Source organism: Caballeronia sp. SL2Y3 (genome assembly GCF_022879575.1).
GTDB lineage: Bacteria > Pseudomonadota > Gammaproteobacteria > Burkholderiales > Burkholderiaceae > Caballeronia.
In genome coordinates, this window is record NZ_CP084260.1 from 1,293,874 (window position 1) to 1,318,187 (window position 24,314).

Annotated in this window: 21 protein-coding genes, 3 tRNA genes and 1 pseudogene; 16 read left to right on the forward strand and 9 right to left on the reverse strand. The window is 64.5% G+C overall.

Annotated features, from left to right (window positions below; all coding sequences use genetic code 11):
- Positions 1–50: 50 nt before the first annotated feature.
- On the forward strand, positions 51–710 hold the full coding sequence (gene ispD, locus LDZ26_RS06105; protein WP_244848609.1) for a 2-C-methyl-D-erythritol 4-phosphate cytidylyltransferase: 660 nt from the start codon (positions 51–53) through the stop codon (positions 708–710).
- Positions 711–744: 34 nt separating this feature from the next.
- The gene (ispF, locus tag LDZ26_RS06110; RefSeq protein ID WP_206468103.1) at positions 745–1,236 is read left to right on the forward strand and encodes a 2-C-methyl-D-erythritol 2,4-cyclodiphosphate synthase; all 492 of its coding nucleotides are present in this window, start codon (positions 745–747) and stop codon (positions 1,234–1,236) included.
- A 53-nt stretch (positions 1,237–1,289) separates the two neighbouring features.
- On the opposite strand, the gene LDZ26_RS06115 is transcribed toward ispF, so the two are convergent.
- From LDZ26_RS06115 to ompR, 4 genes are all read right to left on the reverse strand, one after another.
- Positions 1,290–1,814 carry a carboxymuconolactone decarboxylase family protein gene (locus LDZ26_RS06115; RefSeq protein WP_159836112.1) on the reverse strand — a complete coding sequence of 175 codons (525 nt, stop codon included), beginning with the start codon at positions 1,812–1,814 and terminating at the stop codon, positions 1,290–1,292.
- Between the two features lie 99 nt (positions 1,815–1,913).
- Entirely contained in the window at positions 1,914–2,462 is a 549-nt protein-coding gene (locus tag LDZ26_RS06120; protein ID WP_175940269.1) for a peroxiredoxin, read from the reverse strand.
- Between the two features lie 214 nt (positions 2,463–2,676).
- Entirely contained in the window at positions 2,677–4,047 is a 1,371-nt protein-coding gene (locus tag LDZ26_RS06125; protein ID WP_244848610.1) for an ATP-binding protein, read from the reverse strand.
- Between the two features lie 84 nt (positions 4,048–4,131).
- On the reverse strand, positions 4,132–4,857 hold the full coding sequence (ompR, locus tag LDZ26_RS06130; protein ID WP_008349770.1) for a two-component system response regulator OmpR: 726 nt from the start codon (positions 4,855–4,857) through the stop codon (positions 4,132–4,134).
- Between the two features lie 218 nt (positions 4,858–5,075).
- Here ompR and LDZ26_RS06135 point away from each other — a divergent pair, with 218 nt between their 5' ends.
- Positions 5,076–5,504: a hypothetical protein gene (locus LDZ26_RS06135; RefSeq protein WP_244848611.1), complete on the forward strand. Its 429-nt coding sequence runs from the start codon at positions 5,076–5,078 to the stop codon at positions 5,502–5,504.
- A 20-nt stretch (positions 5,505–5,524) separates the two neighbouring features.
- A complete protein-coding gene (locus tag LDZ26_RS06140; RefSeq protein ID WP_244848612.1) occupies positions 5,525–6,475 on the forward strand; it encodes a DUF1501 domain-containing protein in 951 nt (316 codons plus the stop codon).
- Positions 6,476–6,621: 146 nt separating this feature from the next.
- Here LDZ26_RS06140 and LDZ26_RS06145 read toward each other — a convergent pair whose 3' ends face one another.
- Positions 6,622–7,464, reverse strand: coding sequence for a squalene/phytoene synthase family protein (locus tag LDZ26_RS06145; protein ID WP_244848613.1), 843 nt, complete (start codon positions 7,462–7,464; stop codon positions 6,622–6,624).
- Positions 7,465–7,683: 219 nt separating this feature from the next.
- On the opposite strand from LDZ26_RS06145, the gene LDZ26_RS06150 reads away from it, so the two are divergent.
- Entirely contained in the window at positions 7,684–8,070 is a 387-nt protein-coding gene (locus LDZ26_RS06150; protein ID WP_244848614.1) for a hypothetical protein, read from the forward strand.
- Between the two features lie 26 nt (positions 8,071–8,096).
- Here the strand turns inward: LDZ26_RS06150 and LDZ26_RS06155 are convergent.
- Positions 8,097–8,183 (reverse strand) — tRNA-Leu (locus LDZ26_RS06155).
- Positions 8,184–8,438: 255 nt separating this feature from the next.
- On the opposite strand from LDZ26_RS06155, the gene LDZ26_RS06160 reads away from it, so the two are divergent.
- From LDZ26_RS06160 to LDZ26_RS06170, 3 genes are all read left to right on the forward strand, one after another.
- Positions 8,439–8,864 (forward strand): DUF2946 domain-containing protein, encoded by a 426-nt coding sequence (locus LDZ26_RS06160; RefSeq protein WP_244848615.1) that lies wholly within the window; start codon positions 8,439–8,441, stop codon positions 8,862–8,864.
- A 93-nt stretch (positions 8,865–8,957) separates the two neighbouring features.
- Complete coding sequence (locus tag LDZ26_RS06165; RefSeq protein ID WP_244848616.1) at positions 8,958–11,300, forward strand: TonB-dependent receptor; 2,343 nt, start codon at positions 8,958–8,960, stop codon at positions 11,298–11,300.
- A 41-nt stretch (positions 11,301–11,341) separates the two neighbouring features.
- A complete protein-coding gene (locus LDZ26_RS06170) occupies positions 11,342–12,757 on the forward strand; it encodes a PepSY domain-containing protein (RefSeq protein ID WP_244848617.1) in 1,416 nt (471 codons plus the stop codon).
- Between the two features lie 144 nt (positions 12,758–12,901).
- Here LDZ26_RS06170 and LDZ26_RS06175 read toward each other — a convergent pair whose 3' ends face one another.
- Entirely contained in the window at positions 12,902–13,057 is a 156-nt protein-coding gene (locus LDZ26_RS06175; RefSeq protein WP_244848618.1) for a hypothetical protein, read from the reverse strand.
- A gap of 148 nt (positions 13,058–13,205) precedes the next feature.
- Complete coding sequence (locus LDZ26_RS06180; RefSeq protein WP_370650668.1) at positions 13,206–14,366, reverse strand: glycerate kinase; 1,161 nt, start codon at positions 14,364–14,366, stop codon at positions 13,206–13,208.
- A 450-nt stretch (positions 14,367–14,816) separates the two neighbouring features.
- Between LDZ26_RS06180 and tig the strand changes: the two genes are divergently transcribed.
- The 8 genes and pseudogenes from tig to LDZ26_RS06220 all read left to right on the forward strand — a co-directional run bounded on the left by tig (position 14,817) and on the right by LDZ26_RS06220 (position 23,740).
- Complete coding sequence (gene tig / locus LDZ26_RS06185; RefSeq protein WP_244849014.1) at positions 14,817–16,163, forward strand: trigger factor; 1,347 nt, start codon at positions 14,817–14,819, stop codon at positions 16,161–16,163.
- A gap of 138 nt (positions 16,164–16,301) precedes the next feature.
- Positions 16,302–16,955, forward strand: a complete 654-nt coding sequence (gene clpP / locus LDZ26_RS06190; protein WP_014191278.1) for an ATP-dependent Clp endopeptidase proteolytic subunit ClpP — start codon at positions 16,302–16,304, stop codon at positions 16,953–16,955.
- A 170-nt stretch (positions 16,956–17,125) separates the two neighbouring features.
- Positions 17,126–18,397 carry an ATP-dependent Clp protease ATP-binding subunit ClpX gene (gene clpX, locus LDZ26_RS06195; RefSeq protein WP_106855990.1) on the forward strand — a complete coding sequence of 424 codons (1,272 nt, stop codon included), beginning with the start codon at positions 17,126–17,128 and terminating at the stop codon, positions 18,395–18,397.
- A 187-nt stretch (positions 18,398–18,584) separates the two neighbouring features.
- Complete coding sequence (gene lon / locus LDZ26_RS06200; protein ID WP_206468111.1) at positions 18,585–21,008, forward strand: endopeptidase La; 2,424 nt, start codon at positions 18,585–18,587, stop codon at positions 21,006–21,008.
- An 88-nt stretch (positions 21,009–21,096) separates the two neighbouring features.
- Positions 21,097–21,317, forward strand: a pseudogene (locus LDZ26_RS06205) (HU family DNA-binding protein).
- A gap of 59 nt (positions 21,318–21,376) precedes the next feature.
- Positions 21,377–21,452: transfer RNA gene (locus LDZ26_RS06210), tRNA-Val, on the forward strand.
- A gap of 42 nt (positions 21,453–21,494) precedes the next feature.
- Positions 21,495–21,571, forward strand: a tRNA-Asp gene (locus LDZ26_RS06215).
- 243 nt (positions 21,572–21,814) lie between these two features.
- Positions 21,815–23,740, forward strand: coding sequence for a SurA N-terminal domain-containing protein (locus LDZ26_RS06220; protein WP_244849022.1), 1,926 nt, complete (start codon positions 21,815–21,817; stop codon positions 23,738–23,740).
- A 123-nt stretch (positions 23,741–23,863) separates the two neighbouring features.
- Here LDZ26_RS06220 and LDZ26_RS06225 read toward each other — a convergent pair whose 3' ends face one another.
- Positions 23,864–24,205 (reverse strand): hypothetical protein, encoded by a 342-nt coding sequence (locus LDZ26_RS06225; RefSeq protein ID WP_244848620.1) that lies wholly within the window; start codon positions 24,203–24,205, stop codon positions 23,864–23,866.
- Positions 24,206–24,314 lie beyond the last annotated feature (109 nt).

Consider the following 24,314-nt stretch of genomic DNA (forward strand, 5'->3'; position numbering starts at 1 on the left):
TTTTCGCGCTCATTCCCTGCGCCGGAACCGGCAGCCGCTCCGGCGCGCCGATGCCCAAGCAATACCAGACGGTCGCGGGACGGCCGATGCTCGGCTACACGCTCGCCGCATTCGACGCGTGCCCCGAATTCTCGCAGACACTCGTCGTCCTCGCACCGGACGATCATCACTTCGACGCGCGCCGCTTCGCCGGCCTGCGCTTCGTGGTGCAGCGCCGGGGCGGGGCGTCGCGGCAGGCGTCGGTCTATAACGGCCTCGTCGCGCTGGCGGAATTCGGCGCGCGCGACGACGACTGGGTGCTCGTGCACGACGCCGCGCGTCCCGGCATCACGCCCGAGCTGATTCGCAAGCTCGTCGCCGAATTGCGCGACGATCCCGTCGGCGGCATTCTCGCGCTGCCGGTCGCGGATACGTTAAAGCGCGTCGCACCGACCATGCCCGATGCGCCGGCAGGCGGCGCGCGCATCGCGCGGACCGAATCGCGCGACGGCTTATGGCAGGCGCAGACGCCGCAGATGTTCCGGCTCGGCATGTTGCGCGAAGCGATCGATCGTGCGCGCCGCGACGGCCACGATCTTACGGACGAAGCCAGCGCCATCGAATGGCTCGGCCACTCGCCGAAGCTCGTGCAGGGCAGCCTGCGCAACTTCAAGGTGACTTATCCGGAAGACTTCGGTCTCGCCAGCGCGATTCTTTCGGCGCGCGCCTGACGGACCGCTCACTCTCTACTGCTAGGTGGCATCGATGGATTTCAGAATCGGACAAGGATACGACGTGCATCAGCTCGTCGAAGGGCGCGAGCTCATCATCGGCGGCGTGACGATTCCGTACGAACGCGGGCTGCTCGGCCATTCGGATGCCGACGTGCTGCTGCACGCGATCACCGACGCGCTGTTCGGCGCGGCGGCGCTCGGCGACATTGGCCGGCATTTTCCGGATACGGCCACCGAGTTCGCCGGCGCGAACAGCCGCGTGCTGCTGCGCGAGGCGGCCAAGCGCGTGTCGGAGGCGGGCTTCGCGATTGCGAATGTCGACAGCACCGTGATCGCGCAGGCGCCGAAGCTGAGTCCGCATATCGAGGCGATGCGCGAGAACATCGCCGCCGATCTCGACTTGCCGGTCGATCGCGTCAACGTGAAGGCGAAGACCAACGAGAAGCTCGGCTATCTCGGCCGCAAGGAAGGCATCGAAGCACAGGCGGCCGTGCTGTTGCGGCGCACGTCGATCGACCACTGAACGAGCGACGCCACGTTCGAGCGACGTGGCGTCTGCCTTCGCCGAGGCGCGCGTTACTTCCCTTCGGCTTCGATCGTGAGCGCCACCGCGCCGATCACGGCGGCGATGCGGCCGACATCGCGCAGTTGCGTCGTCGACATGCCTTCGGTCACAAGATTCTCGTAGTGCGACTTCACGCAGAAATGGCACTTGCCGATGATCGACGCCGCAAGCGCATACATCTCGAAGCGCCGCTTGTCCACTCCGCCATGCGAAGCGTAGGCGTTCATGCGTAGTCCGGCGGGCTGCGTCTTCAGGTCGGCGTTGTCGGCCATCTCCAGGTACGGATACCAGACGTTGTTCATGCCCATCAGCGCAGCCGCCGTGAGCGCCGCGTTCGTCTCTTCGGGCGAGAGCACGCCGGCATTGCGAATGATCGACACGAGCTTCGTCGCCTTGGCCGCGTAAGCCGCAGCGAGCGCGACGCCCACCGCGTCATTGCCTTCCAGCGACGAACGGGCGATCGTGCCGTCGACGTTCAGGCGAATGTCTTTCGCGTAATCGGGAACCAGCTCCTTGATCGACGACAGGAATTCCATTGATTTCTCCTATTCGATGGCGTTGAAAAAGCCCGCCGGCTCCCGAGCTTGCACTCGAAAGACGGCGGGCTCACGCATGCGCTCGAGCGCCAATCAGGTTCAGAGCGTCGCGCCGCCGACCGCGCGGTTGCACGGGCACAGCTCGTCGGTTTGCAGGCCGTCCAGAATACGTAGCACTTCTTCCGGATTGCGGCCTACGTTCAGGTTATTGACCGACACGTGCTGAATGACGTTGTCCGGATCGACGATGAACGTGGCGCGCAACGCGACGCCCGCTTCCTTATCGCGCACGCCGAGCTGGTCGATCAGCTCGCCCTTCACGTCGCCGAACGAATAGTGGTTCAGCTTGTTCAGGTCCTTGTGCTCGCGGCGCCACGCGAGCTTGACGAATTCGTTGTCGACGCTGCCGCCCATCAGCACGGCGTCGCGGTCTTCGAAGTCCTTCGCGAGCTTGCCGAACTCGACAATTTCGGTCGGGCACACGAACGTGAAGTCCTTCGGATAGAAGTAGATGATCTTCCACTTGCCCGGAAACGACTGCTCGGTGATTTCCTCGAAGGCGGACTGGCCGTTTTCCTCGTGGTTGTTGAAGCCGGGTTTTGCAGCGGTGACGGTGAATGCTTCGACTTTATCGCCAACGGTCTTCATGCAACGCTCCTGTGTTCGTTGAAAGGACAACTCAAGCCAAACTACCGGAAAGCGGTAACGCGCGCATGACAGCATGGCCGTGGATGCCGCGCGTCGAACCGGATCATCATAACCCCATGGCAGAACCGCTTCAAAAGGTTTGCCCAATGACGCAGATAGCTTTTTTCGAACGTGCGAGCGAGTCGCGGGTTGAACGCGCAGGTCAATACGTGGGCTAGTCGCGCGGGCCGTCGAAGCGCGCGCCCTTCATCTGCGGGAAGTCGATGGTCACTTCGAAGCCGGGCAGCGGCGTGCGATTGCGCAGCCTGAGCGCGCCGCGCTGCCGCGTGACGAGCCGCTGCACGATCGCCATGCCGAGGCCCGTGCAGTTGGCCTGCGTGCGCGCCGCATCCACGCGATAGAAGGGCCGCGTGATGAGCGCCACCTGATCGTCGGGGATGCCGAGGCCTTCGTCCATCACGGACAGCTCGACGCGCCCGTGAGCCACGCGCGTTTGCAGCGTGATGCGGGCGATATCGTCGCGTTCGCTGCGGCCATACTTGCGGGCGTTTTCGAGCAGATTGCCGACGACGCGCCGCGCATCCGTCGGATCGCCTTCGATGACCGCGCCCGGCGCGAGGTCCGTGCGCATCACGACGCCTTCATCCGCCTGGAAGCGCGCGGCGAGTTCGCTGGCGATCATCGAGAGATCGACGGCTTCGGGCATGCGCTGCATCGGCCGCGCGTAGTCCAGAAAGCGGCCGATGATCATGTCCATCTGCTCGATGTCGTCGATCATCGCGAGCTTGGTGGCTTCGTCCGACGGACTCATTTCCGTTTCGAGCCGCAGGCGGGCGAGCGGGGTGCGCAGATCGTGCGAGATGCCGGCGAGCATCAGCGCGCGGTCCGCTTCGAGTTGTTCGAGGTCCTGCACCATCTGGTTGAAGCTGCGGTTAGTTTCGGCGGCGACGCCCATGCCGCGTTCCGGCAACGGTTCCGGCGACTGTCCGGAGCCGACCTTGCGCGCCGCGAGCGCGAGCCGCGCGAACGGCCGGTTCACGAGACTCGTGATGAAGGCCGCGCCGAAGAGCGACAGCGCGAGCGCGAACACGCCCCAGCCGGCCCATTGCAGGCCCGTCACGGTGTCGAGTTGATCGCGGTCGAGCGCCACCCAGTAGTCGTCATCGTCGATCTTGAAGCTGATCCAGACGCCCGGAATGTCGTTGACCGACTGCGCGATGATCGTATCGTTGCCGAGCCGCCCGCGCACGTCGCGCTCGATCAGGCGGTTGAGCGATTCGTCCGGCTGGAGCTTGTATTTGTCCGTGGTCTCGCGCGGATACACGCGCACGCCTTCGTTGCTTTCCAGGTCCTGCAGCAGCGCGCGGCGCAGATCGGGATCGGAATAGAGAAGGGCGGTGCGCGTGAGCTTCACGACGGCGACGAGCTGAAGCGCCACGCGCTGCGCGCGCGGCTCGCGTTCGATCACGCGAAAGCTCTGAAACCAGGCGGTGAGGCTGACCGCGATGAGCAGCGCGATCAGCGCGAAGGTTCGCCAGAACAGGCCGCCGAACGCAAGCGCCAGTAGCCGCCTGTCGATGCGCATGGGTCTATCGGGTTCCGCTCGGTGAAGGGGATAAAGCGTATCGGACTCGCTTGAAGTGCGTGGGACTAGGCGGCGCGACGTGCTTTAAGCTGCGCCGTCGGGAATGAAGACGTAGCCGAGACCCCACACCGTCTGAATGAAGCGCGGGCTGCTCGGATCCGGCTCGATCAGCTTGCGCAGACGCGAAATCTGGACGTCGAGGCTGCGATCGAACACTTCGTATTCACGGCCGCGCGCGAGTTCCATCAGCTTTTCGCGCGACAGCGGCTGGCGCGGATGACGCGCGAACACCTTGAGCACCGAGAATTCGCCGGTGGTCAGCGGAATCTCCTGGCCGTTCTTGGTCAGCGTGCGCGTGGCGAGATTCAGCGCGAATTCGCCGAACTCGAATACTTCCGTGGTCTCGGAGGGCGCGCCGGGCAATTCCGACGGCGTCTGACGCCGCAGCACCGCATGAATGCGCGCGACGAGTTCACGCGGATTGAAGGGCTTCGGCAGATAATCGTCCGCGCCCATTTCCAGGCCAACGATGCGGTCCACGTCTTCGCCCTTTGCCGTGAGCATGATGATGGGCGTGCGGTCGTTGCTGCCGCGCAGACGCCGGCAGATGGAAAGGCCGTCTTCGCCCGGAAGCATGAGATCCAGCACGAGCAGGTCAAAACGCTCGCGCACCCAGAGCTTATTCATCGACGGGGCGTTTTCCGCGACATACACGTTGAAGCCCTGCTCGCCGAGATAACGCCGAAGCAGATCGCGCAGGCGCGGATCGTCATCGACTACCAGAATTTTCGAAGGATTTTTGGTTTCCATGGCGGCATCTTAGCGCGTTTGTTCAAACGCCGAGTTTGTAACAAAAGCGAGTGTAACAGTTAGTTACAAAATTTACGGGGCCTGTGGCACGGGCCCTGACTTCTCTGCGTACACTGCTTTACCTAAGCCCGCCATTCGGTAGATACTCCATTACACCAGCGGCCCCGTGCGGCGCGACCAGGCCGCGTGAGACGCATGAAAAGAATGAGGCTGTCCGGTTGTCGAGCAACGAAGGGAACAACATGAAGGGAGCGCGGCGGCGCGGACCTGTGCGCACCGAGCGCATTTTCAGAAAGACGTTAGTGGCAAGTGCGCTGTACGCTGTACTGAGCGCACAGCATGCCTATGCGCAATCATCCCGCCTCGCTACGTTTCCGTCGTCGTCGGCACCGTCCAACGAGTTCGACCGCTCCGTTCACATGCCCGCCGGTCGCTACGACGGCCGCATGATACGCGCGCAGGATCGCACCGGCAGAGGCTCGAACAAGCGCGAGCGCGACACCAAGCCCGCCGCGCTGCAGCCCGTGCAGCAAGTCGACGACACACCGCCCGCGCGACCGCCGCGCCACACCGTCATGACGGCCGACGAGCGGCGGCTCTTGCGTCAGCACATCGAAGAAGCGGTACGGGATCTTTACAAACGCTGATTCGCACAGGGACGAACGCGATGAACAGACGTGAGTTCCTGTCGATCGCAAGCGTCGTCGCCGTGCAGCCGGTCGCGCTCTGCCGGGCATCCGAAGCGCGCCGCCCGTTGACGCGGGCGCTCGTTCTCGTCGACTTCAACGGCGGCAACGACGGACTCAACACGGTGATTCCTATCGCCGATCCGCGCTACTACGCGCTGCGGCCCACGCTCGCCATTTCGCGGGATCACGCGTTGCGCATCGACGAGCGCACCGGCCTGCATCCGTCGCTGCGTGGTCTGATGTCCGCGTGGCAGGCGGGCGAATGCGCCATCGTGCAGGGCGTCGGCTATGCGCGGCCGAACCGCTCGCACTATCGCGCGCAGCAGATCTGGCACACGGCATCCGAGGCGGACGAATATCGTCGCGACGCGTGGCTCGCGCGCGTGCAGGCGCCGCAAACCGCGATGGTTCATCCGGCAAGCACGCCATTCGATACGCGATCCTTCACCGCATCTTGCGAGGCGGCTGCGCACGTCATCGCGGCGAATCGCGCGCAGGGCGGCGTCGCGCTGATCAGACTCACGCTCGATGGCTTCGACACGCATCAGCATCAGGCGGCGCGACATGCGGCGCTGCTCGCGCAGTTTGCGGACGGGATTGCTTTGCTGCGGGCCGCGTTGCTCGCGACAGACGACTGGCGCAGCACGCTCGTGATGACTCGTTCGGAGTTCGGACGATCGGCGCGCGAGAACGACACACGCGGCACGGATCATGGCGCGGCCGCACCGCAGTTCATGCTGGGCGGCGCGGTGCGCGGCGGTCTCTTCGGCGAAGCGCCGCGACTCGACGCACTGGACGCGGAGGGCGGGCTCACGGCCGCCGTCGACTTCAGGCGGCTTTGCGCCACGGCGCTCGATGCATGCTGGAACGCGAACGCCGCCGATGTTCTTGGGCGGCCGTTCGCGCCGTTGCCGGTCGTGCGCGCGTGAGGTTTTCGGTTAGCGCGTGCGCCGTTTTTGAGCGGCCGTTCGCGCCGCTGCCGTTATCCGCGCGTTCGATTCATGCTCACCAAGTTCGCCGATGTTCGCAAGCGGTGGCCGCGCCGCTGCCGGTCGGGCGCGCATGAGCATCCCACTCAGCGCGTGCGCCACGTGATCCAGAGCTTGCGAATCGGCGTGAGCGTAATGCGCTGGTGCAACACCTTGAAGCCTTCGCGCTCGATTTCATCGAAGCGGGCCAGCGACAGCGCCGCCTGTGCCCGCAACACGCGCTGCGGGGCACGCTCGGCGGGCGGGATGGCGGCAAGCGCCTCATCGAGCGAGCGGCGCGCGCGCTCGGTCTGATAACGCATGAGTTCGGTGAAAGCGTCACTGTACTTGCGGTTGATGATATCCGCCGCCGTGACATTGAACCGCTGCAACTCGTCGATGGGCACGTAGACGCGGCCGTTGCGCGCGTCGTCGCCTATTTCCTGCACGCGTTCAGCGAGCAGCAGCGCCGAGCCGAGCGGCGCGGCCCACGACGACACGTCGTCACGCGCGGTCGGACGCGCGGTGGCACGCGCGACGGCGGTCGCGAACGCGCCGCCCGTCTGGTCCAGATACCGCCGCAGGCCCGGCCAGTCCAGATAGCGCGCCTGGTCGAGGTCCATCGAGAAACCGTCGACGAGCATCGCCAGCGCCGCGCGGCCTTCTTCGTCGAGCACGCCGCTCCCATCGGCATGAGCCTGCAGCGCCTTCGTCACCGGATGCGTCGGCTCGCCGAGATAGAGCCGCTCGAGTTCGCTCTGCCACCACACATGCTTGGTGCGGCCGATGGTCGGATCGCTCGTCTCCTTCACCGTTTCCTCCAGTTCGCGATAGAGCGCGTAGAGGGCGGTGAGAAGCGGCTGACGCGCGGCCGGGGCCCGGCGCAGCGCGTAGTAGGTGCCTGAGCCTTCGGGAGCGGCCTTTTGCTGGCAATAGTCGTCGAAATTCACGGACGGGAAGCTTCTGGTGGGGAAGGCGGATAGGTTGTTCTGTGCTCGCGGTTTCACAAGGCGTCGAGCGAGGCGGGCGCTCATTTTATCGCGGCGCGCCATTCGCAGCCGCCCGCGCCGCGCGGCCATCGCGTGTGCGCCGACCCACCGACGCGGCGAACGGCCCGCGCAACACTGCGCGAAACACGCACAAGCGCGAGACCAACGGAGATAGCAGCCATGCCACTCAGCAAAACGGAAAACAAACAGTTCGGAGACAAGTGCCTGCCGCTTATCGTCAGGAGCGTGGCAACGGGCCTCGGCTTCGACTTTCGCGTATGCCCGCGTCAGATGAGCGTCTCGCCGACGCCCGGGCTGCACATCACGGCGGCGCGTCGAGCGGACGCGAAAGCGTCGTATCCGCTCAACGTGTTCGTGTACTTGCCGCCGTCGAGCGTGCGCCAGTTTCTATCGAACCTGGACCGGCCGATTGCCGCCGCGCGTGCCAGTGAGCGCGTGCCGGAAGAGATCAGGAAGCTGATGAATCAGACGGGCGTGGACTTCGCGGGACGATCGCAGGAGAAGGGCGAAGTGATGATGGTCGAACTGAGCGACATCGCGCTGTAGGCGCTCTGAACGAGCGGTGGGGGGAGTGGTGCGAGGAGGGGGACTCGAACCCCCACACCCTTGCGGGCGTCAGGACCTAAACCTGGTGCGTCTACCAATTTCGCCATCCTCGCAGCACGGGGGCTTTGCGAGGCAGCGGATTCGATCCTGCCGCACTTGACATCCCCCGTGTCCGGCACTGGTCCACTGTGCCAAGCCGGGCATTCTAACGCATTCGTCAGGCGATGTCTGGGAATTTGCGTGACGATTGCATGGGTCGCTGCGCCATGCGGCGCGCGATGCTGGCGATATGTGCTTCAGCATTGCGGCGAGGCAGACGTCTGCCTAGAATCTCGCTCAAACCTTCCGTTTCGCTTTCCCGCCCCTCAATGACCCGCAACGCGCGCAATCGCTTCGTCGCATGGCTCGGCATCGCCGCCATGTGGCTCGCCATTGTCGCGCCGGTCATCAGCCAGAGCATCGCCGCGCGCAACGCGGCGCTCGATCTCCAAGCCGCGCTCTGTACCGTCGATACGGTCGCCGGACTGCTCGCGCACGGCGGCGAGCACGCTGATCACCATGCCGCGCATGCGGACGCCGACGAGCACGCGGGCCATCACGACGCCGCTGGCCACTTCGACGCCTGCGCGTATTGCGGGCTGCTCGCGCATCATCTGCCGGTCGCGTTGGCGGCGGCGCATGCAGTCACGCCTGTCGAGCGCGTCACGCGCGCGGCGCCCGTCGTCGCGGTCGACGCCGCCCGCTCGAAGTCATTCAACGCCGCGTCTGCGCGCGCGCCGCCCGTCCTTTCCTGAAGCCGTTCTTCGTCCGATCGCAGCGATTCTTGCCCGGCGCCTGAGCGCCCGGCGGCGCGCGCGTTCGCTCGTCAGCTCATTCAGGAACTCACCATGTTCACGCTCCTCACGCGAGCGCGCCGGCATTCGCGCCGGCGCGCCGTCGCGTCGTTGCACGCCGCATTGCCGCTGTCCTTGTTCGCTCATGCCGCATGGCCGGCCACGCCGGCAACCGCAGCCGCTTCCGATACCGACACCACGCTCGCACCCGTGTTGGTGACCGCGCAGTCAGCGCCCGTGAAATCGCCGCTCGATCCGAACCTGCCGGCGAGCGTCGCGACCGTCACGGCGGACGAGTCGCAGTACTGGAACGTCGTCACGCCCGAAGACGTCCTCAAGTACGCGCCGAACATGGCCGTGCGCAAGCGCTTCATCGGCGACGTGAACGCGCCGATTGCCGTGCGCGGCTCGAGCAACGCGCAGACGGCGCGCGGCCTCGTGTATGCCGACGGCCTTCTGCTCAGCAACTTTCTCGGCAGCACGTTCACCTTCGCGCCGCGCTGGTCGATGGTCTTCGCCGACGACATCGCGCGCACGGACGTCATCTATGGTCCTTACTCGGCGCTCTATCCGGGCAACTCGATCGGCGCGACCGTCGCGGTCACGACGCGCATGCCGACGCAGTTCGAAGCCGACGCGAAAGTGCAGGCCTTCACGCAGCACTTCGATCTCTTCGGCATCAACCGCAGCTTCAACGGCACGAACACGACCGCGACCGTCGGCGACCGCATCGGCAAGCTGTCGTTTCTGATCGGCGTCGATCATCTGGAAAACACCGGGCAGCCGCTGCAATTCGCGACGCTCGCGCAATCGAAGACGCCCGCCGCCGCCGCCGACCAGCCCGTGACCGGCGCGACGTTCTACAACGATCAGAACGGCGCGCGCACGGCGGTGCTCGGCACGGCGTCCGAGGGCATCGAGCGCACGTTTCAGGACCAGTTGCGCGTGAAGCTCGCCTACGACATCACGAGCACGCTGCAAGCCGGCTTCACGCTCGGCTACTGGCATCAGAAGTACAACAGCGATACGACGACCTTTCTGCGCGACGCGGCCGGCAACCCGGTGTACAGCGGGCGCGTGAACATCGGCGGCTTCGAATACACGATTCCCGCTGCGACGTTCGCGCCGAGCATGGGATCGAGCGAGAACTTTCTCTACGGCCTCACGCTGCGCACGCACCACGACACCGGCTGGAACGCGGAAGCCGTCGCGTCGTACTTCGACATCACGCAGAGCATCGCGCGCACCGCGAGTTCCGGCGTGCCCGGCGACGGCCCCGGCACGCTCACGGACGGGTCAGGCTCGGGATGGAAGTCGCTCGATTTGCGCACGAGCTGGACGCCGACCGTGCGCTCGGGAGTCGCCGCGCATGCGCTGTCGTTCGGCTATCACTACGACAATTACTTTCTCGACAACGTGAGCTCGAACGCGGCCGCGTGGCGCGATGGCGCGGGCATCTCGTTCGCCAACGCGTTCGGCGGGCGCACGCGCACGCAAGCGGTCTATGCGCAGGACGCCTGGCGCTTCCTGCCGCGCTGGGCGTTCACCTACGGCGTGCGTTATGAGAACTGGAATGCCTATGACGGCACGCGGGCTGTCGGCGCGACATCGCTCAATTACGGCGATGCGAGCCAGAGCCACTGGTCGCCCAAGGCGTCGCTTTCGTTCGACGCCACCAACGACTTGACGTTGCGCGCATCCATCGGGCGGGCGTATCGCTTTCCGACGGTCGGCGAGCTGTTCCAAGGGCAGATCAACGGCGTGTCGATCGTCAACAGCAATCCGAACCTCCAGCCCGAAGACGATCTTTCGAAAGAACTGACCGCGGAATGGACGCACGGCAACGGCTTGTACCGCTTCACGCTCTTTCAGGATGACGTAAAGAACACCATCCTGAGTCAGACGAACACGACCGTCATTCCGAACGTCACCAACTTTCAGAACATCGACAAGGTCCGTTCGCGCGGCGCCGAAGCGAGCTACGAAGGGCAGGACGTGTGGCTGCGCGGACTCGATCTCGCGGCCAACGTCGCGTACACGCAGTCGAAGATTCTCGCCAACAGCGGCAATCCGGCGTCCGTGGGCAAGTACTTCTATCGCATTCCGCTGTGGCGCGCGAACGCGGTGGCGACGTATCGCGCGAACGCGAAAACCGCCGCGACGCTCGCGGTGCGTTATTCGGGACGCCAGTACAACACGCTCACCAACACGGACATCAATCCGGACACGTATGGCGGCACGAGCACCTACGCCGTCGTCGATGCCAAGTTCTCCTACAAGCCGACCAAGCGCACGGAGCTAGGCATCGGCGTCGACAACCTGTTCGATCGCCGCTACTACGTGTTTCATCCGTATGCGGGACGCACGTTCTATGTCGAAGGGCGCATCGGCATCTGATCTCCATTCATTCGCATTCGTTCGATTCCAAAGGACACGTCATGCACGCACATTCCTCCACGCCCGCTTCGACCCAGAGCGACGCCGTCGCCGAGCGCCGCACGCTGTGGCGCTGGCACTTCTACGCCGGCCTTTTCGTGATGCCGCTTCTCATCGTGCTCGCCATCACGGGCACGCTGTACTGCTTTCAGCCGCAGATCGAGCCGATGCTGTACCGCGACCGCATGGTCGTCGCCGATACGCACGGCCCGCGCCTTTCCACCGATGCGCTGCTCGCCAAAGCCGTCGCCCGCGAGCCGCGCGGTGCGGTGCCGACGCTCGCGCAAATCGACACGCGTCGCACGCGCAGCGCCGAATTCGTGTTCCGCCTGCCTTCCGGCGAGAGCGAGAGCGTGTACGTGAATCCGTACGACGGCGCGGTGCTCGGCACGCTCTCCGTCGAGCATCGGCTGATGAAGCAGATCCGCAATCTGCATCGCGGGCTCATGCTTGGCAAGACCGGCGAACTCGCGATGGAACTCGCGGGATGCTGGACGCTCGTGATGATCGGCACGGGCGTCGCGCTGTGGTGGCCGTGGGGCGGCGCGGGCCGTCGCGCGGGCGGCGTGTGGCTGCCGCGTCTGACGCTCGAAGGCCGCGCGTGGTGGCGTGATCTGCACGCGGTGGGCGGCGTGTGGCTCGCCATCGGCGCGCTTTTCTTCGTGCTGAGTGGACTGCCGTGGTCTGGATCGTGGGGCAAGCAGTTCAAGGCGCTCGCGACTTCGGCATCGATCGGCTATCCGAAAGGCGCGTGGGGCGAAGCGCATGTGCATTCGAGCGTGCCGGCCGATCACGCGATGCACGCCATGCCGATGAAAATGGACGATCTCCCGCTGCATCAGACGCCGTGGGCCGTCGGCGCGACGGACGTGCCGCAGACCGCGAAGGCGTCGTCGGCGGCGAGGCTCTCGCTCGACGATGTCATCGCGCTCGCCGGGAAACAGGGCGTGACGAGCGACTACGGCATCGCGCTGCCTACGTCATCGACGGGCGTCTACACGGTGTCGTATTTTCCCGCCGATCCGCGCTCGGAACGCACGCTGCACATCGACCAGTACAGCGGCCGCGTGCTGTCCGACATCTCGTACGGCACCTATGGCACGGTCGCGCGCTTCATCTCGTATGGCACGTCCTTGCACATGGGCCGCTACTTCGGCCTTGCCAATCAGATCGTGTGTTCGGCGATCTCGCTCGGGCTGGCCGCGCTGTCCGTCACCGGCTTCGTGATGTGGATCAAGCGCCGTCCATCGCGCGCGCTCGGTGCGCCGTCGCGGCCCGCGAAACGCCCGCCGATGCGCGCGTGGCGCGCCGGCCTCGCGCTCGTCGGCGCGGTTTTTCCGCTGATGGGGCTGACGATGCTCGCCGTCTGGTCTTTCGACCGCCTCGCGTTCGGCGCGCGGGCACGAGCGCAAAGCTGACGCTCTTACGCGACGCCGAACTTCGAGCGCGTCAGTTGCTCGGCTTCGTTTGGCGTCGCGAATCGCGACATCGAGCGTGATCGGGCCGGGCTTTGGCGAGAATACGAGCGCGGTCGCAGGCGCAAAGCTAGCGCCGCCTCTTTATCATGCGACGCCGAACCTCAAGCGCGTCAGTTGCTCCGCTTCGTTGGCGAGCAGACGCGCGAAGTCGCGGATGGCGAGATCCAGCGTGATCGGACCGGGCGCGGGCGAGAATCGGAGCGCGGTCGCAGGCGCAAAGCTAGCGCCACCTCTTCTCATGCGACGCCGAACCTAAAGCGTGTCAGTTGCTCCGCTTCGTTGGCGAGCAAACGCGCGGCGTCGCGAATGGCGACATCGAGCGTGATCGGACGGGGCGCGGGCGAGAATCGGAGCGCGTCACAGGCGCAAAGCTAGCGCCGCCTCATTCTCATGCGACGCCGAACTTCAAGCGCGTCAGTTGCTCCGCTTCGTTGGCGAGCAGACGCGCGGCGTCGCGAATGGCGACATCGAGCGTGATGGGGCCGGGCGCGGGCGAGAAGCATCCGCTGAAAAACTCCGAGAGGCGCGGCAGCGCGGCCGGATCGACCGCGCCGGAGAGCAGCGACGCCGGCACGCCCGACGCCCGCGCATGCTTGCACGCGATGAAGGGCGCTTTGCCGTGCAGCGTCTGCACGTCGGAGCGGCCTTCGCCCGTGATGAGCCAGTTCGCGCCTTCCAGCGCCGCGTCCAGACCGATCTCGCGCGCGACGACTTCCGCGCCGGTCTCGAAGCGCGCGCCCAGCATGTGCAGCGCGAAGCCGAGACCGCCCGCCGCGCCCGCGCCCGGCTCGTTTCGTTTCACGAGACCCATCGCCGGTTCGAGACGGTCCGCGAAATGGGCGAGGGCGGCGTCGATGGTGGCGATCTGCTCCGGCGTCACGCCTTTCTGCGGCCCGAAGACGGCGGTCGCGCCGTGCTCGCCGGTGAGCGGATTATCGACATCCGACATGCCGACGAACTCCGCTTCCTTGACGCGCGGGTCGAGCCCCGATGCGTCGACCCGCGCGATTCTCCCCAGCGACGACGGCACCGGCGCGAGTTCGTTGCCGTCCGCATCGAAGAGCTTTACGCCGAGGCCGACGAGCAGCCCCGCGCCGCCGTCGTTCGTGCTGCTGCCGCCGAGCGCGACGAAGAACCGGCGCGCGCCGGAGTCGAAGAGCGCGCGGATCGCCTCGCCCATGCCGAGCGTGCTGCGTTCGGTGACGGGGACGGCCATGCCGTCCGGGTCCGTGATGCCGACGACTTCCGCCGTCTCGATCATCGCGCTGCCGTCGGCGAGCAGTCCCGTCGCGGCGTCGCGGCGTGCCGCCGCCGCGCCGCGCACGTTGAGCATGCGGCGCTCGCCGCCGGCCGCGAGCATCGCGTCGAGGGTGCCTTCGCCGCCATCGGCCATCGGGCGAATGCGGATTTCGGCGTCCGGCCGCGCCCGCCTGATGCCTTCCGCGATCGCGTCCGCGACGCCTTGCGCAGAGAGCGATCCCTTGAACGAATCGGGCGCGATGACGACGACGGGAGCGGGCGTGGCAGACGTGGCGGGCGTGGCGGACATAGTGGGCATGGTGTCTCGAATGTTCTGTTTGAGGCGCGGCGTCGGACGACTGCGCGCAGATTCGTCAACGACGCGCGGCAAGCTTAGCAGCGCGCCGTCTCCGGCAAAATAGCGCGGCTGCGATAGCGGGAATTGTGCGTGGCCGCGACCGTCCGGAAAACGGGGATTTACGCCGTATCCGCGTCCTAAATCCGCCAAAACGCCCGAGAAACGCTCCATGCCGGTTCCCGCAAGCAGGCCCGCCTGATTTGTTTGCTAAAATGCTGGGCTCTGTTGGCTGACTCGCTCGGCGACGGTCCGGGCGTCTTCGAAACGCGCATGACATGCGCTTTCGCGAATCGGGCGTCGAAGCGTGGCGAGCGCCGGCAAGCTCACCGGACCCGCGCCTTTAGAACCGCGGAAGAACCGACCACCGAACGAACACCGAATCACTCTAGGACGATTGAAGCCATGGCTAACGTAGTTGAAAACCTCGGCAAGCTCGAACGCCGCCTGACCATTTCCCTGCCGAAAGACTCGGTGCAGAAGGAAGTGGATTCGCGCATCCGTCAGTTGGCCAAGAACGTGCGCATGCCGGGCTTCCGCCCGGGCAAGGTGCCGCTCAAGATGGTGACGCAGCAGTACGGCGGCCAGGTCGAGGCCGAAGTGCTGAGCGACAAGGTCGGCAAGGAGTTCTTCGATGTCACGCGCGCGGAAAACCTGCGCGTCGCGGGCCAGCCGAGCTTCGCGCCGAAGGCCGAGCCGGCCGCCGACGCGTATGCGTTCGACGCGACCTTCGAGGTCTATCCGGAAGTGAAGCTGGGCGATGTCGCCACCGCTGAAATCGAGCGCACCGTCACCACCATTTCGGAAGCCGAAGTCGACCGCACGCTCGAAATCCTGCGCAAGCAGCGCGTGCACTTCCATGCGCGCGGCGAAGGCGGCGAGCACGGCGACGGCGGCGCGGACACGGCGGCGCAAAACGGCGACCGCGTGACGCTCGACTTCGTCGGCAAGCTGGACGGCGTGGAATTCGAAGGCGGCAGCGCGCAGGACTTCGCGTTCGTGCTCGGCGAAGGCCGCATGCTGCCCGAGTTCGAACAGGCGGCGACCGGCCTGAAGGTCGGCGAAACGCGCGAGTTCGACCTGAAGTTCCCCGAGGACTATCACGGCAAGGAAGTGGCGGGCAAGACGGCGCAATTCACGATCACTGTGAAAAAGGTCGAATGGCCCCATATGCCGGCAGTGGACGCGGAATTCGCGAAGTCGCTTGGCATCGAAGACGGTGATCTCACGAAGATGCGCGCCGAGATCAAGGACAACCTGGAACGCGAAGCCAAGCGCCGCACGCAGCAGATCGTGAAGAACCAGGTCATGGACGCGCTTCTGAAGATTTCCGAACTGGACGTGCCGAAGGCGCTGATCGAGCAGGATCAGCAGCGCCTGGTGGAAATGGCCCGTCAGGACCTGCAGCAGCGCGGCGTGCCGAATGCAGCGGACGCGCCGATTCCGGCGGAAATGTTCGCCGAGCAGGCCGAGCGCCGCGTCAAGCTGGGCCTCGTGCTGGCCGAGCTGGTGAAGGCTAACGACCTGCAGGCGAAGCCCGAACAGATCCGCGCTGAAGTGGACGAATTCGCGAAAAGCTACGAAGACCCGAAGGAAGTCGTCCGCTGGTATTATTCGAACCAGCAGCGCCTCGCCGAAATGGAAGCGTACGTCGTGGAAAGCAACGTCGTCGAATTCGTGCTCGGCAAGGCCAAGGTAACCGACAAGGAAGTCAGCTTCGAGGAACTGGCCAGCGCAACGGCGCAAGCCTGACGCGGAATGCCAAGGGGCGTGCGGGGTCGTCGGAGGGCGGCCCGCACGCCTTTTTTGCATTAAAGTTGTGCATGCACGTGCCGTTCTTTTGGATGTTCCTTCGTCGATCAGTATCCCTATTCCGAACAAGGAAATTGCATGACCTTTCGCGCTGAATTGCTCGATACGTTGGCGTCCCACGCTCCGCGGGACTTCGAAGCCCAGGCGCTCGGCCTCGTCCCGATGGTCGTGGAAACGAGCGGCCGTGGCGAACGTGCCTACGACATCTATTCCCGGCTCCTGAAGGAGCGCGTGGTGTTCCTCGTCGGCGAGGTCAACGACCAGTCGGCGAATCTCGTCGTCGCCCAGCTGCTGTTCCTGGAAAGCGAGAATCCCGACAAGGACATCAGCCTGTACATCAACAGCCCGGGCGGTTCGGTTTCGGCCGGCATGGCGATCTACGACACCATGCAGTTCGTGAAGCCGGACGTCTCCACGCTGTGCATGGGGCTTGCTGCCAGCATGGGCGCGTTCCTGCTGGCGTCGGGCGCGAAGGGCAAGCGCGTCGCGCTGCCCAACGCCCGCGTGATGATTCACCAGCCGCTCGGCGGCGCGCGCGGCCAGGCGTCGGACATCGAAATTCAGGCGCGGGAAATTCTGTACCTGAAGGAGCGTCTGAACCAGTTGCTGTCGCATCACACGGGTCAGCCGGTCGAGCGCATCGCGCGCGACACGGATCGCGACAATTTCATGTCGGGCGACGACGCGCAAGCCTACGGCATCGTCGACCAGGTGCTGCACAAGCGTCCCTGAAGGCGTCCGGAGCGGCGCCGCGCCGGCCCCGGAAACAGGGCCGGACAATGCGGATGGCGCATGCGGCGCAACGCCAAAACGCCTTTCGTGGCGGGCGCGCGGAGTCGAATCTGCGTGGCCGGATCGAAGGGCGTATCATGTAACAAGAGTGTCCGGAGGCTTACACATTTATGGCGGACAAAAAAGGTTCCAGCAGCGAAAAGCTGCTGTACTGCTCGTTCTGCGGAAAGAGCCAGCATGAGGTGAAGAAGCTCATTGCCGGCCCGTCGGTGTTCATCTGCGATGAATGTATCGACCTGTGCAACGAGATCATTCGCGATGAAGCGGCCGGCGCGGCGGAAGAGGCCGGGCTGACCAAGTCCGACCTGCCGAGCCCGCAGGAAATCAGCGACATCCTGAATCAGTACGTCATCGGCCAGGAACGCGCGAAGAAAATTCTCGCGGTGGCCGTGTACAACCATTACAAGCGGCTCAAGCACCTCGACAAGAAGGACGACATCGAGCTGTCGAAGAGCAACATCCTGCTGATCGGGCCGACCGGCTCCGGCAAGACGCTGCTCGCGCAGACGCTCGCGCGCATGCTGAACGTGCCGTTCGTGATCGCGGACGCCACCACGCTCACCGAAGCGGGTTACGTCGGCGAAGACGTCGAGAACATCATTCAGAAGCTGCTGCAGAACTGCAACTACGAAGTCGACAAGGCGCAGCGCGGCATCGTCTATATCGATGAAATCGACAAGATCAGCCGCAAGTCGGACAACCCGTCCATCACGCGCGACGTGTCGGGCGAGGGCGTGCAGCAGGCGCTGCTGAAGCTCGTGGAAGGCACCATGGCATCGGTGCCGCCGCAGGGCGGGCGCAAGCATCCGAATCAGGACTTCATTCAGGTCGATACGACGAACATCCTGTTCATCTGCGGCGGCGCGTTCGACGGTCTGGAAAAGGTCATCACGGACCGCACGGAAAAGACCGGCATCGGTTTCGGCGCGAGCGTGAAGAGCAAGCAGGATCGCGACGCTGGCGAAGTGCTGCGCGAAGTCGAGCCGGAAGATCTGATCAAGTTCGGCCTGATTCCGGAGCTGATCGGCCGTCTGCCCGTCGTGGCGACGCTCGGCAAGCTGGACGAAGCCGCGCTCGTGAAGATTCTGATCGAGCCGAAGAACGCGCTGGTGAAGCAGTATCACAAGCTCTTCGCCATGGAACGCGTGGAACTGGAGATTCGTCCGGCCGCGCTGCAGGCCATCGCGCAAAAGGCGATTCGCCGCAAGACCGGCGCGCGCGGGCTGCGTTCCATTCTGGAACAGGCGTTGCTCGACGTGATGTACGAACTGCCGACGATGAAGGGCGTGTCGAAGGTGATCGTCGATGACAACACCATCGACGGCGACGGCAAACCGTTGCTCATCTACGAAGACGCACCGAAAGTAGCAGGGTCGAACTAAATCGGGCTGTGTGTCGGCGAAAGGCCGTTCATGGCGACGTGAACGGCCTTTGTTTTTATTTTTCGGTTTATCTTGTGGACGTTACTGACGAACTTGGACTACCGACTTTTCCCTTCCGATAAAGGCTTGCAATAGCTCTTAACGGCCTTACTTACGAACGAACCGATTCCATTAATGGGGAAATGAAATGTCAGGAACCCAACTCCTCCCGCAGGAACGCATCACGTTGCCGCTGCTCCCGCTGCGCGACGTAGTCGTGTTCCCGCACATGGTGATTCCGCTCTTCGTTGGGCGGCCCAAGTCGATCAAGGCACTCGAAGCCGCGATGGAAGGCGGCAAGCACATCATGCTCGTCGCCCAGAAAACGGCGGCGAAAGATGAGCCGACCGAAAAAGACATGTACGAAGTGGGATGTGTCGCCAACATCCTGCAAATGCTGAAGCTGCCGGACGGCACCGTGAAGGTGCTCGTCGAAGGCTTGCAGCGCGCGAAAACGCTCTCGATCGAAGAGCAGGAAACGCAGTTCTCCTGCGACGTGATGCCGCTCGAACCGGACCACGCCGACAGCGCCGAGACCGAAGCCCTGCGCCGCGCGATCGTCTCGCAGTTCGATCAGTACGTGAAGCTCAACAAGAAGATTCCGCCGGAGATCCTGACCTCGCTGTCGGGTATCGACGAGGCGGGTCGTCTGGCCGACACCATCGCCGCGCATCTGCCGCTCAAGCTCGACCAGAAGCAGCACATCCTCGAGATGTTCCCGGTCATCGAGCGGCTGGAGCACCTGCTCGCGCAACTCGAAGCGGAAATCGACATTCTGCAGGTCGAGAAGCGCATCCGTGGGCGCGTGAAGCGTCAAATGGAAAAGAGCCAGCGCGAGTACTACCTGAACGAACAGGTCAAGGCCATCCAGAAGGAACTGGGCGAAGGCGAAGAAGGCGCGGATCTCGAAGAACTCGAGAAGCGCATCGCCGCCGCGCGCATGCCGAAGGAAGCCAAGAAGAAGGCCGACGCCGAGCTCAAGAAGCTGAAGCTGATGTCGCCGATGTCCGCGGAAGCGACCGTCGTGCGGAATTACATCGACACGCTGATCGGCCTGCCGTGGCGCAAGAAGAGCAAGGTCAACAACGACCTCTCGAACGCCGAACGCGTGCTGGACGAAGATCACTTTGGCCTCGAAAAGGTGAAGGAACGCATTCTCGAATATCTCGCGGTTCAGCAACGCGTCGAGAAAGTCAAAGCGCCGATCCTGTGCCTCGTCGGGCCTCCGGGCGTCGGCAAGACCTCGCTCGGGCAGTCCATCGCCCGCGCGACGAATCGCAAGTTCGTGCGCATGGCGCTCGGCGGCGTGCATGACGAGTCCGAGATTCGCGGCCACCGTCGCACGTATATCGGCTCGATGCCGGGCAAGATTCTGCAAAGCCTGGCGAAGGTCGGCGTGCGCAATCCGCTCTTCCTGCTCGACGAAGTCGACAAGATGGGCATGGATTTCCGCGGCGATCCGGCTTCCGCGCTGCTCGAAGTGCTGGACCCGGAGCAGAACCATACGTTCGCGGACCACTACATCGAAGTGGACTTCGACTTGTCGGACGTGATGTTCGTCGCGACGTCGAACTCGCTGAACATTCCGCCGCCGCTGCTCGACCGGATGGAAGTGATTCGCCTCTCGGGTTACACCGAGGACGAGAAGGTCAGCATCGCGCAGCGTTATCTGCTGCCGAAGCAAAAGCGCAACAACGGCCTGAAGGAAGGCGAGATCGAGGTGGCGGAGCAGGCCATCCGCGACATCATTCGCTACTACACGCGTGAAGCGGGTGTGCGTTCGCTCGAGCGCGAAGTGTCGAAGATCTGCCGCAAGGTCGTGAAGATGCTGCTCTTGAAGAAGGCGGATGGCGCGGTGAAGGTGGACGGTTCGAACCTCGACACGTTCCTCGGCGTGCGCAAGTACGACTTCGGTCTGGCCGCGAAGGAAAACCAGATCGGTCAGGTGACGGGTCTCGCGTGGACGGAAGTGGGCGGCGATCTGCTCACGATCGAAGCGGCGGTCATGCCGGGCAAGGGCGGCGTGATCCGCACGGGTTCGCTCGGCGACGTGATGAAGGAGTCGGTCGAAGCGGCGCGCTCGGTCGTGCGCTCGCGCTCGCGGCGTCTCGGCATCACGGATGAGTCGTTCGAGAAGAAGGACATCCACATCCACGTGCCCGAAGGCGCGACGCCGAAGGACGGTCCGTCCGCCGGTATCGCGATGACGACGGCGCTCGTGTCCGTGCTGACCGGCATTCCGGTGCGCGCGGACGTGGCGATGACCGGCGAAATCACGCTGCGCGGCGAAGTGCTGCCGATCGGCGGGTTGAAGGAGAAGCTGCTGGCGGCGCATCGCGGCGGCATCAAGCTCGTGCTGATCCCGGAAGAGAACACGAAGGACCTGGCCGACATCCCCGACAACGTGAAGAACGCCATCGAGATCGTGCCGGTTCGCTGGATCGACCGCGTGCTTGAACTGGCGCTGGAACGTCTGCCCGAACCGCTGCCGGAAGAGGAAGCGAAAGCAACCCCGGTGGCAGCGGAAGCGCAGAAAGACCAGCCCGCTACGGGCGACGTCGTGAAGCACTGAGCGTCTCAAGGCATCAATCGAAACCCGCGGCTTCGTCCGCGGGTTTTTTTTCGGCTGCCCGCTTCTAGATCACTTAAGCACGGTTCCAATCGGGCGCGACGATCAAAACGGGACTGATCGACCATATCGCGCAGCGGTCATCGACTGCGTGCGCGCGACGCTGGAGAAGGGCGATTCGGTGACGCTGGACGGACTCGGCACCTTGGCGGTAGGGAGCGCGCCGCCCACACGGGCGCGGCGATCACCATCGAAGCGGCAAAAATTCCCAAGTTCCGTGCTGGCAAAGCCCTGAAGGATGCGCTAAACTAGCTGACTCGCTGGGAACGGTGCAAATCACCGGTTCTTCTGTTCCAGCCGAACAGGAATCCGGGTGCTTAGCTCAGTTGGTAGAGCGGCGCCCTTACAAGGCGTAGGTCGGGAGTTCGAGCCTCTCAGCACCCACCACTTCCAGCGGCACGCAGTACATTGATGCAGTAGCAGCACCCAGGAGCGGTAGTTCAGTCGGTTAGAATACCGGCCTGTCACGCCGGGGGTCGCGGGTTCGAGTCCCGTCCGCTCCGCCAAGAACGACTGGAAATCCCGCAAGCTTCACGGCTTGCGGGATTTTTCTTTTCGGCGGCATTCGTTAAGTATCCTAACGATCCTTCAGTTGCAGTTCGCGCAACGATTCCGGCGAGGATGAGACATCGCGCGTCGGATAAACGAAAGATCGCCGCATCAAAAAGCGCAAAACGCCGCCGGCTTTCGCCTTTTCCCCTCCCGCTGTTGTAATATCGAGCGTTTTGTCTAACCTCGCAGCGCAACGCATGCTCGACTTCTTCCGCAACCACCAGCGCCTGATGATGGCCCTGCTGATTCTCATCATCGTGCCCGGACTGGGTATCGTCGGGATTCAGGGCTTCAGCAACTTCTTCGACGAAAGCGCCTACGTCGCCAGCGTGAACGGTCACAAGATCACGCGCGCCGAATATGAAAGCGCCTTCCGGCAGCAAGTCGACCGCGCCCGCGCCATGCTCGGCGCGCAGTTCGACCCCAAGATGTTCGACTCGCCCGAGACGCGCAGCGCGATGGTCAACAGCCTCGTGCAGCAACGCGTCATGGCCGACGAAACGCAGCGCCTGCATCTCACGGCTTCCGACGACGCCGTGCGCCGCGCGCTGCTGTCCGATCCCGGCATTGCGTCGCTGCGCAAGCCGGACGGCACCATCGACCTCGACCGTTACAAGCAGCTTCTCGCGATGCAGGGTATGACGCCCGCGCAGTACGACGAACGCATGCGTTACACGATCGCGAACGACCAGATTCCGTCGAGCATTCAGCAGAGCGCGTTCACCTCGAAGTCGCTCGCGCAGAACCTGACGGAGCTGGCCGAGCAGCGCCGGTCGGTGCAGGGCCTGTCGCTGCGCAGCGCGGACTACACCGCGAAGGTCCAGCCGACCGACGCGCAACTGCACGCCTACTACGACGCGCATCGCAACGCATTCGCGACGCCCGAGACGGCGACGATCCAGTATCTCGTGCTGTCGCCGGCCACGCTCGCGGCGGCATCGAAGCCGAGCGACGCCGACCTCAAGAAGTACTACGACGACAACATCCAGCGTTACCGCACGCAGGGCGAAGTGCGCGCGAGCCACATTCTGATCAACGCGCCGAAGGACGCCAGCGCCGCCGACAAGGCCAAGGCGAAGCAAAAGGCCGAAGGTCTGCTCGCGCAAGTGAAGGCGCACCCGGACCAGTTCGCGGAGATTGCCAAGAAGAATTCGGATGACCAGGGCTCGGCCGACAAGGGCGGCGATCTCGGTTACTTCGCGCCCGGGCAGATCGCGGGCGGCAAGGCATTCGACGACGCCGCGTTCAGCCTGAAAAAGGGCGAGGTCAGCAACATCGTCGAATCGGACTTCGGCTATCACATCATTCAGGCGACGGACGTGAAGCCCGCCGCGACCAAGCCGTTCGACGAGGTGAAGGACGCCGTCGCGAAGGAGTACGCCGCGCAGCAGGGCGGAAAGGGCTTCGCGGACAGCGCGCAGGGCTTCACGGACCTCGTCTATGAGAAAGAGAAGTCGCTGCAGCCCGCCGCCGACAAGTACAAGCTGACGATCCAGACCGCCACGGTCGGGCCGAAGCCGAATACGCAGTTGCCGCCGGACAATCCGCTCAACAACGCCAAGTTCCTCGCGGCCGTCTTCGCGCCGGATTCGGTGAAGCAGCGCTACAACACGCAGGCGATCGATGTGGGCAACAACACGCTGATCGCGGCTCGCGTGACCGACTACAAGGCGCCTACGGTGCCGGCGTTCGACGCCGTCAAGGATGCGGTGCGCACGAAGGTCGTCGCGGAACAGGCTGCGGCGCTCGCGCACAAGGAAGGCGAAGCCAAGCTCGCCGAATTGCAGAAGTCGAAGTCGGCGGACGGTTTCACGTCGGCCGTCACCGTCTCGCGCAACGACGCGCAAGGCTTGCCGCCTGCCGCGCTCGCGGCGATTTTCAAGGCGGACGCATCGAAACTGCCGGCTTATGTGGGCGTCGATCTCGGCGCGGACGGCTACGCCATTTATCGCGTGAACGGCATCGAGAAGGCCGCCCCGGTCGCAGCGGACCGCCTCGCGGGCGCGCAGCAGCAGATTGCGCAGGTCTACGGGCAGGCCGAAATGGAAGCCTATATCGACTCGCTCAAGGCGCGCTCGAAGGTCAAGCTCAGCGCAGCGCCTGTGCCGTCCGCGAACGAGTAAGCATTCTCACGCGTCGATAACGAAAAAGCCCCCGCATCCGGAAGGAGCGGGGGCTTTGTCTTGGCGGGCATCCGCGAGTCAGTTCCCTGCGATGTCTCGGCACATCACAGAGCGAACGCGGACTTACAGGCAGCCTTGAATGTCGCCGGTCGCGTCGCTGCCGGCTGCGCCCGAGGCGCGGAAGCCGACCCACGTACCCGGACCGGACCACGACGGACGCACCACGGCCGCTGCGCCGTTAGGCGGCTGCTGGCCCGGAACGAAGACGTCGACGGCCTGATCGTTCGCGAGCGTGTCTTGCGAAATCACCTGTTGCTGCGACTTCGTCGCCCACTGCTGGGCGATGCATTGCGCGACCACCTTCGGCGCCTTCTGGCTCGTGCCGACTTGTTGCACGCCGGCAGGCGGCTGCGCAGCACAGGCAGAGATCGCAACGGTCAATGCGAGCAAGGGGAAATATTTCACGTGACCTCCTTGTAGAGTCGCCCGATGTCGAGCGGGTTATAAGAGTGACGCGAGAGTCGATGAGTGAATCGTGGCCGCGTTTCGCGTTTTTCCCGGCACTACGGCGCTT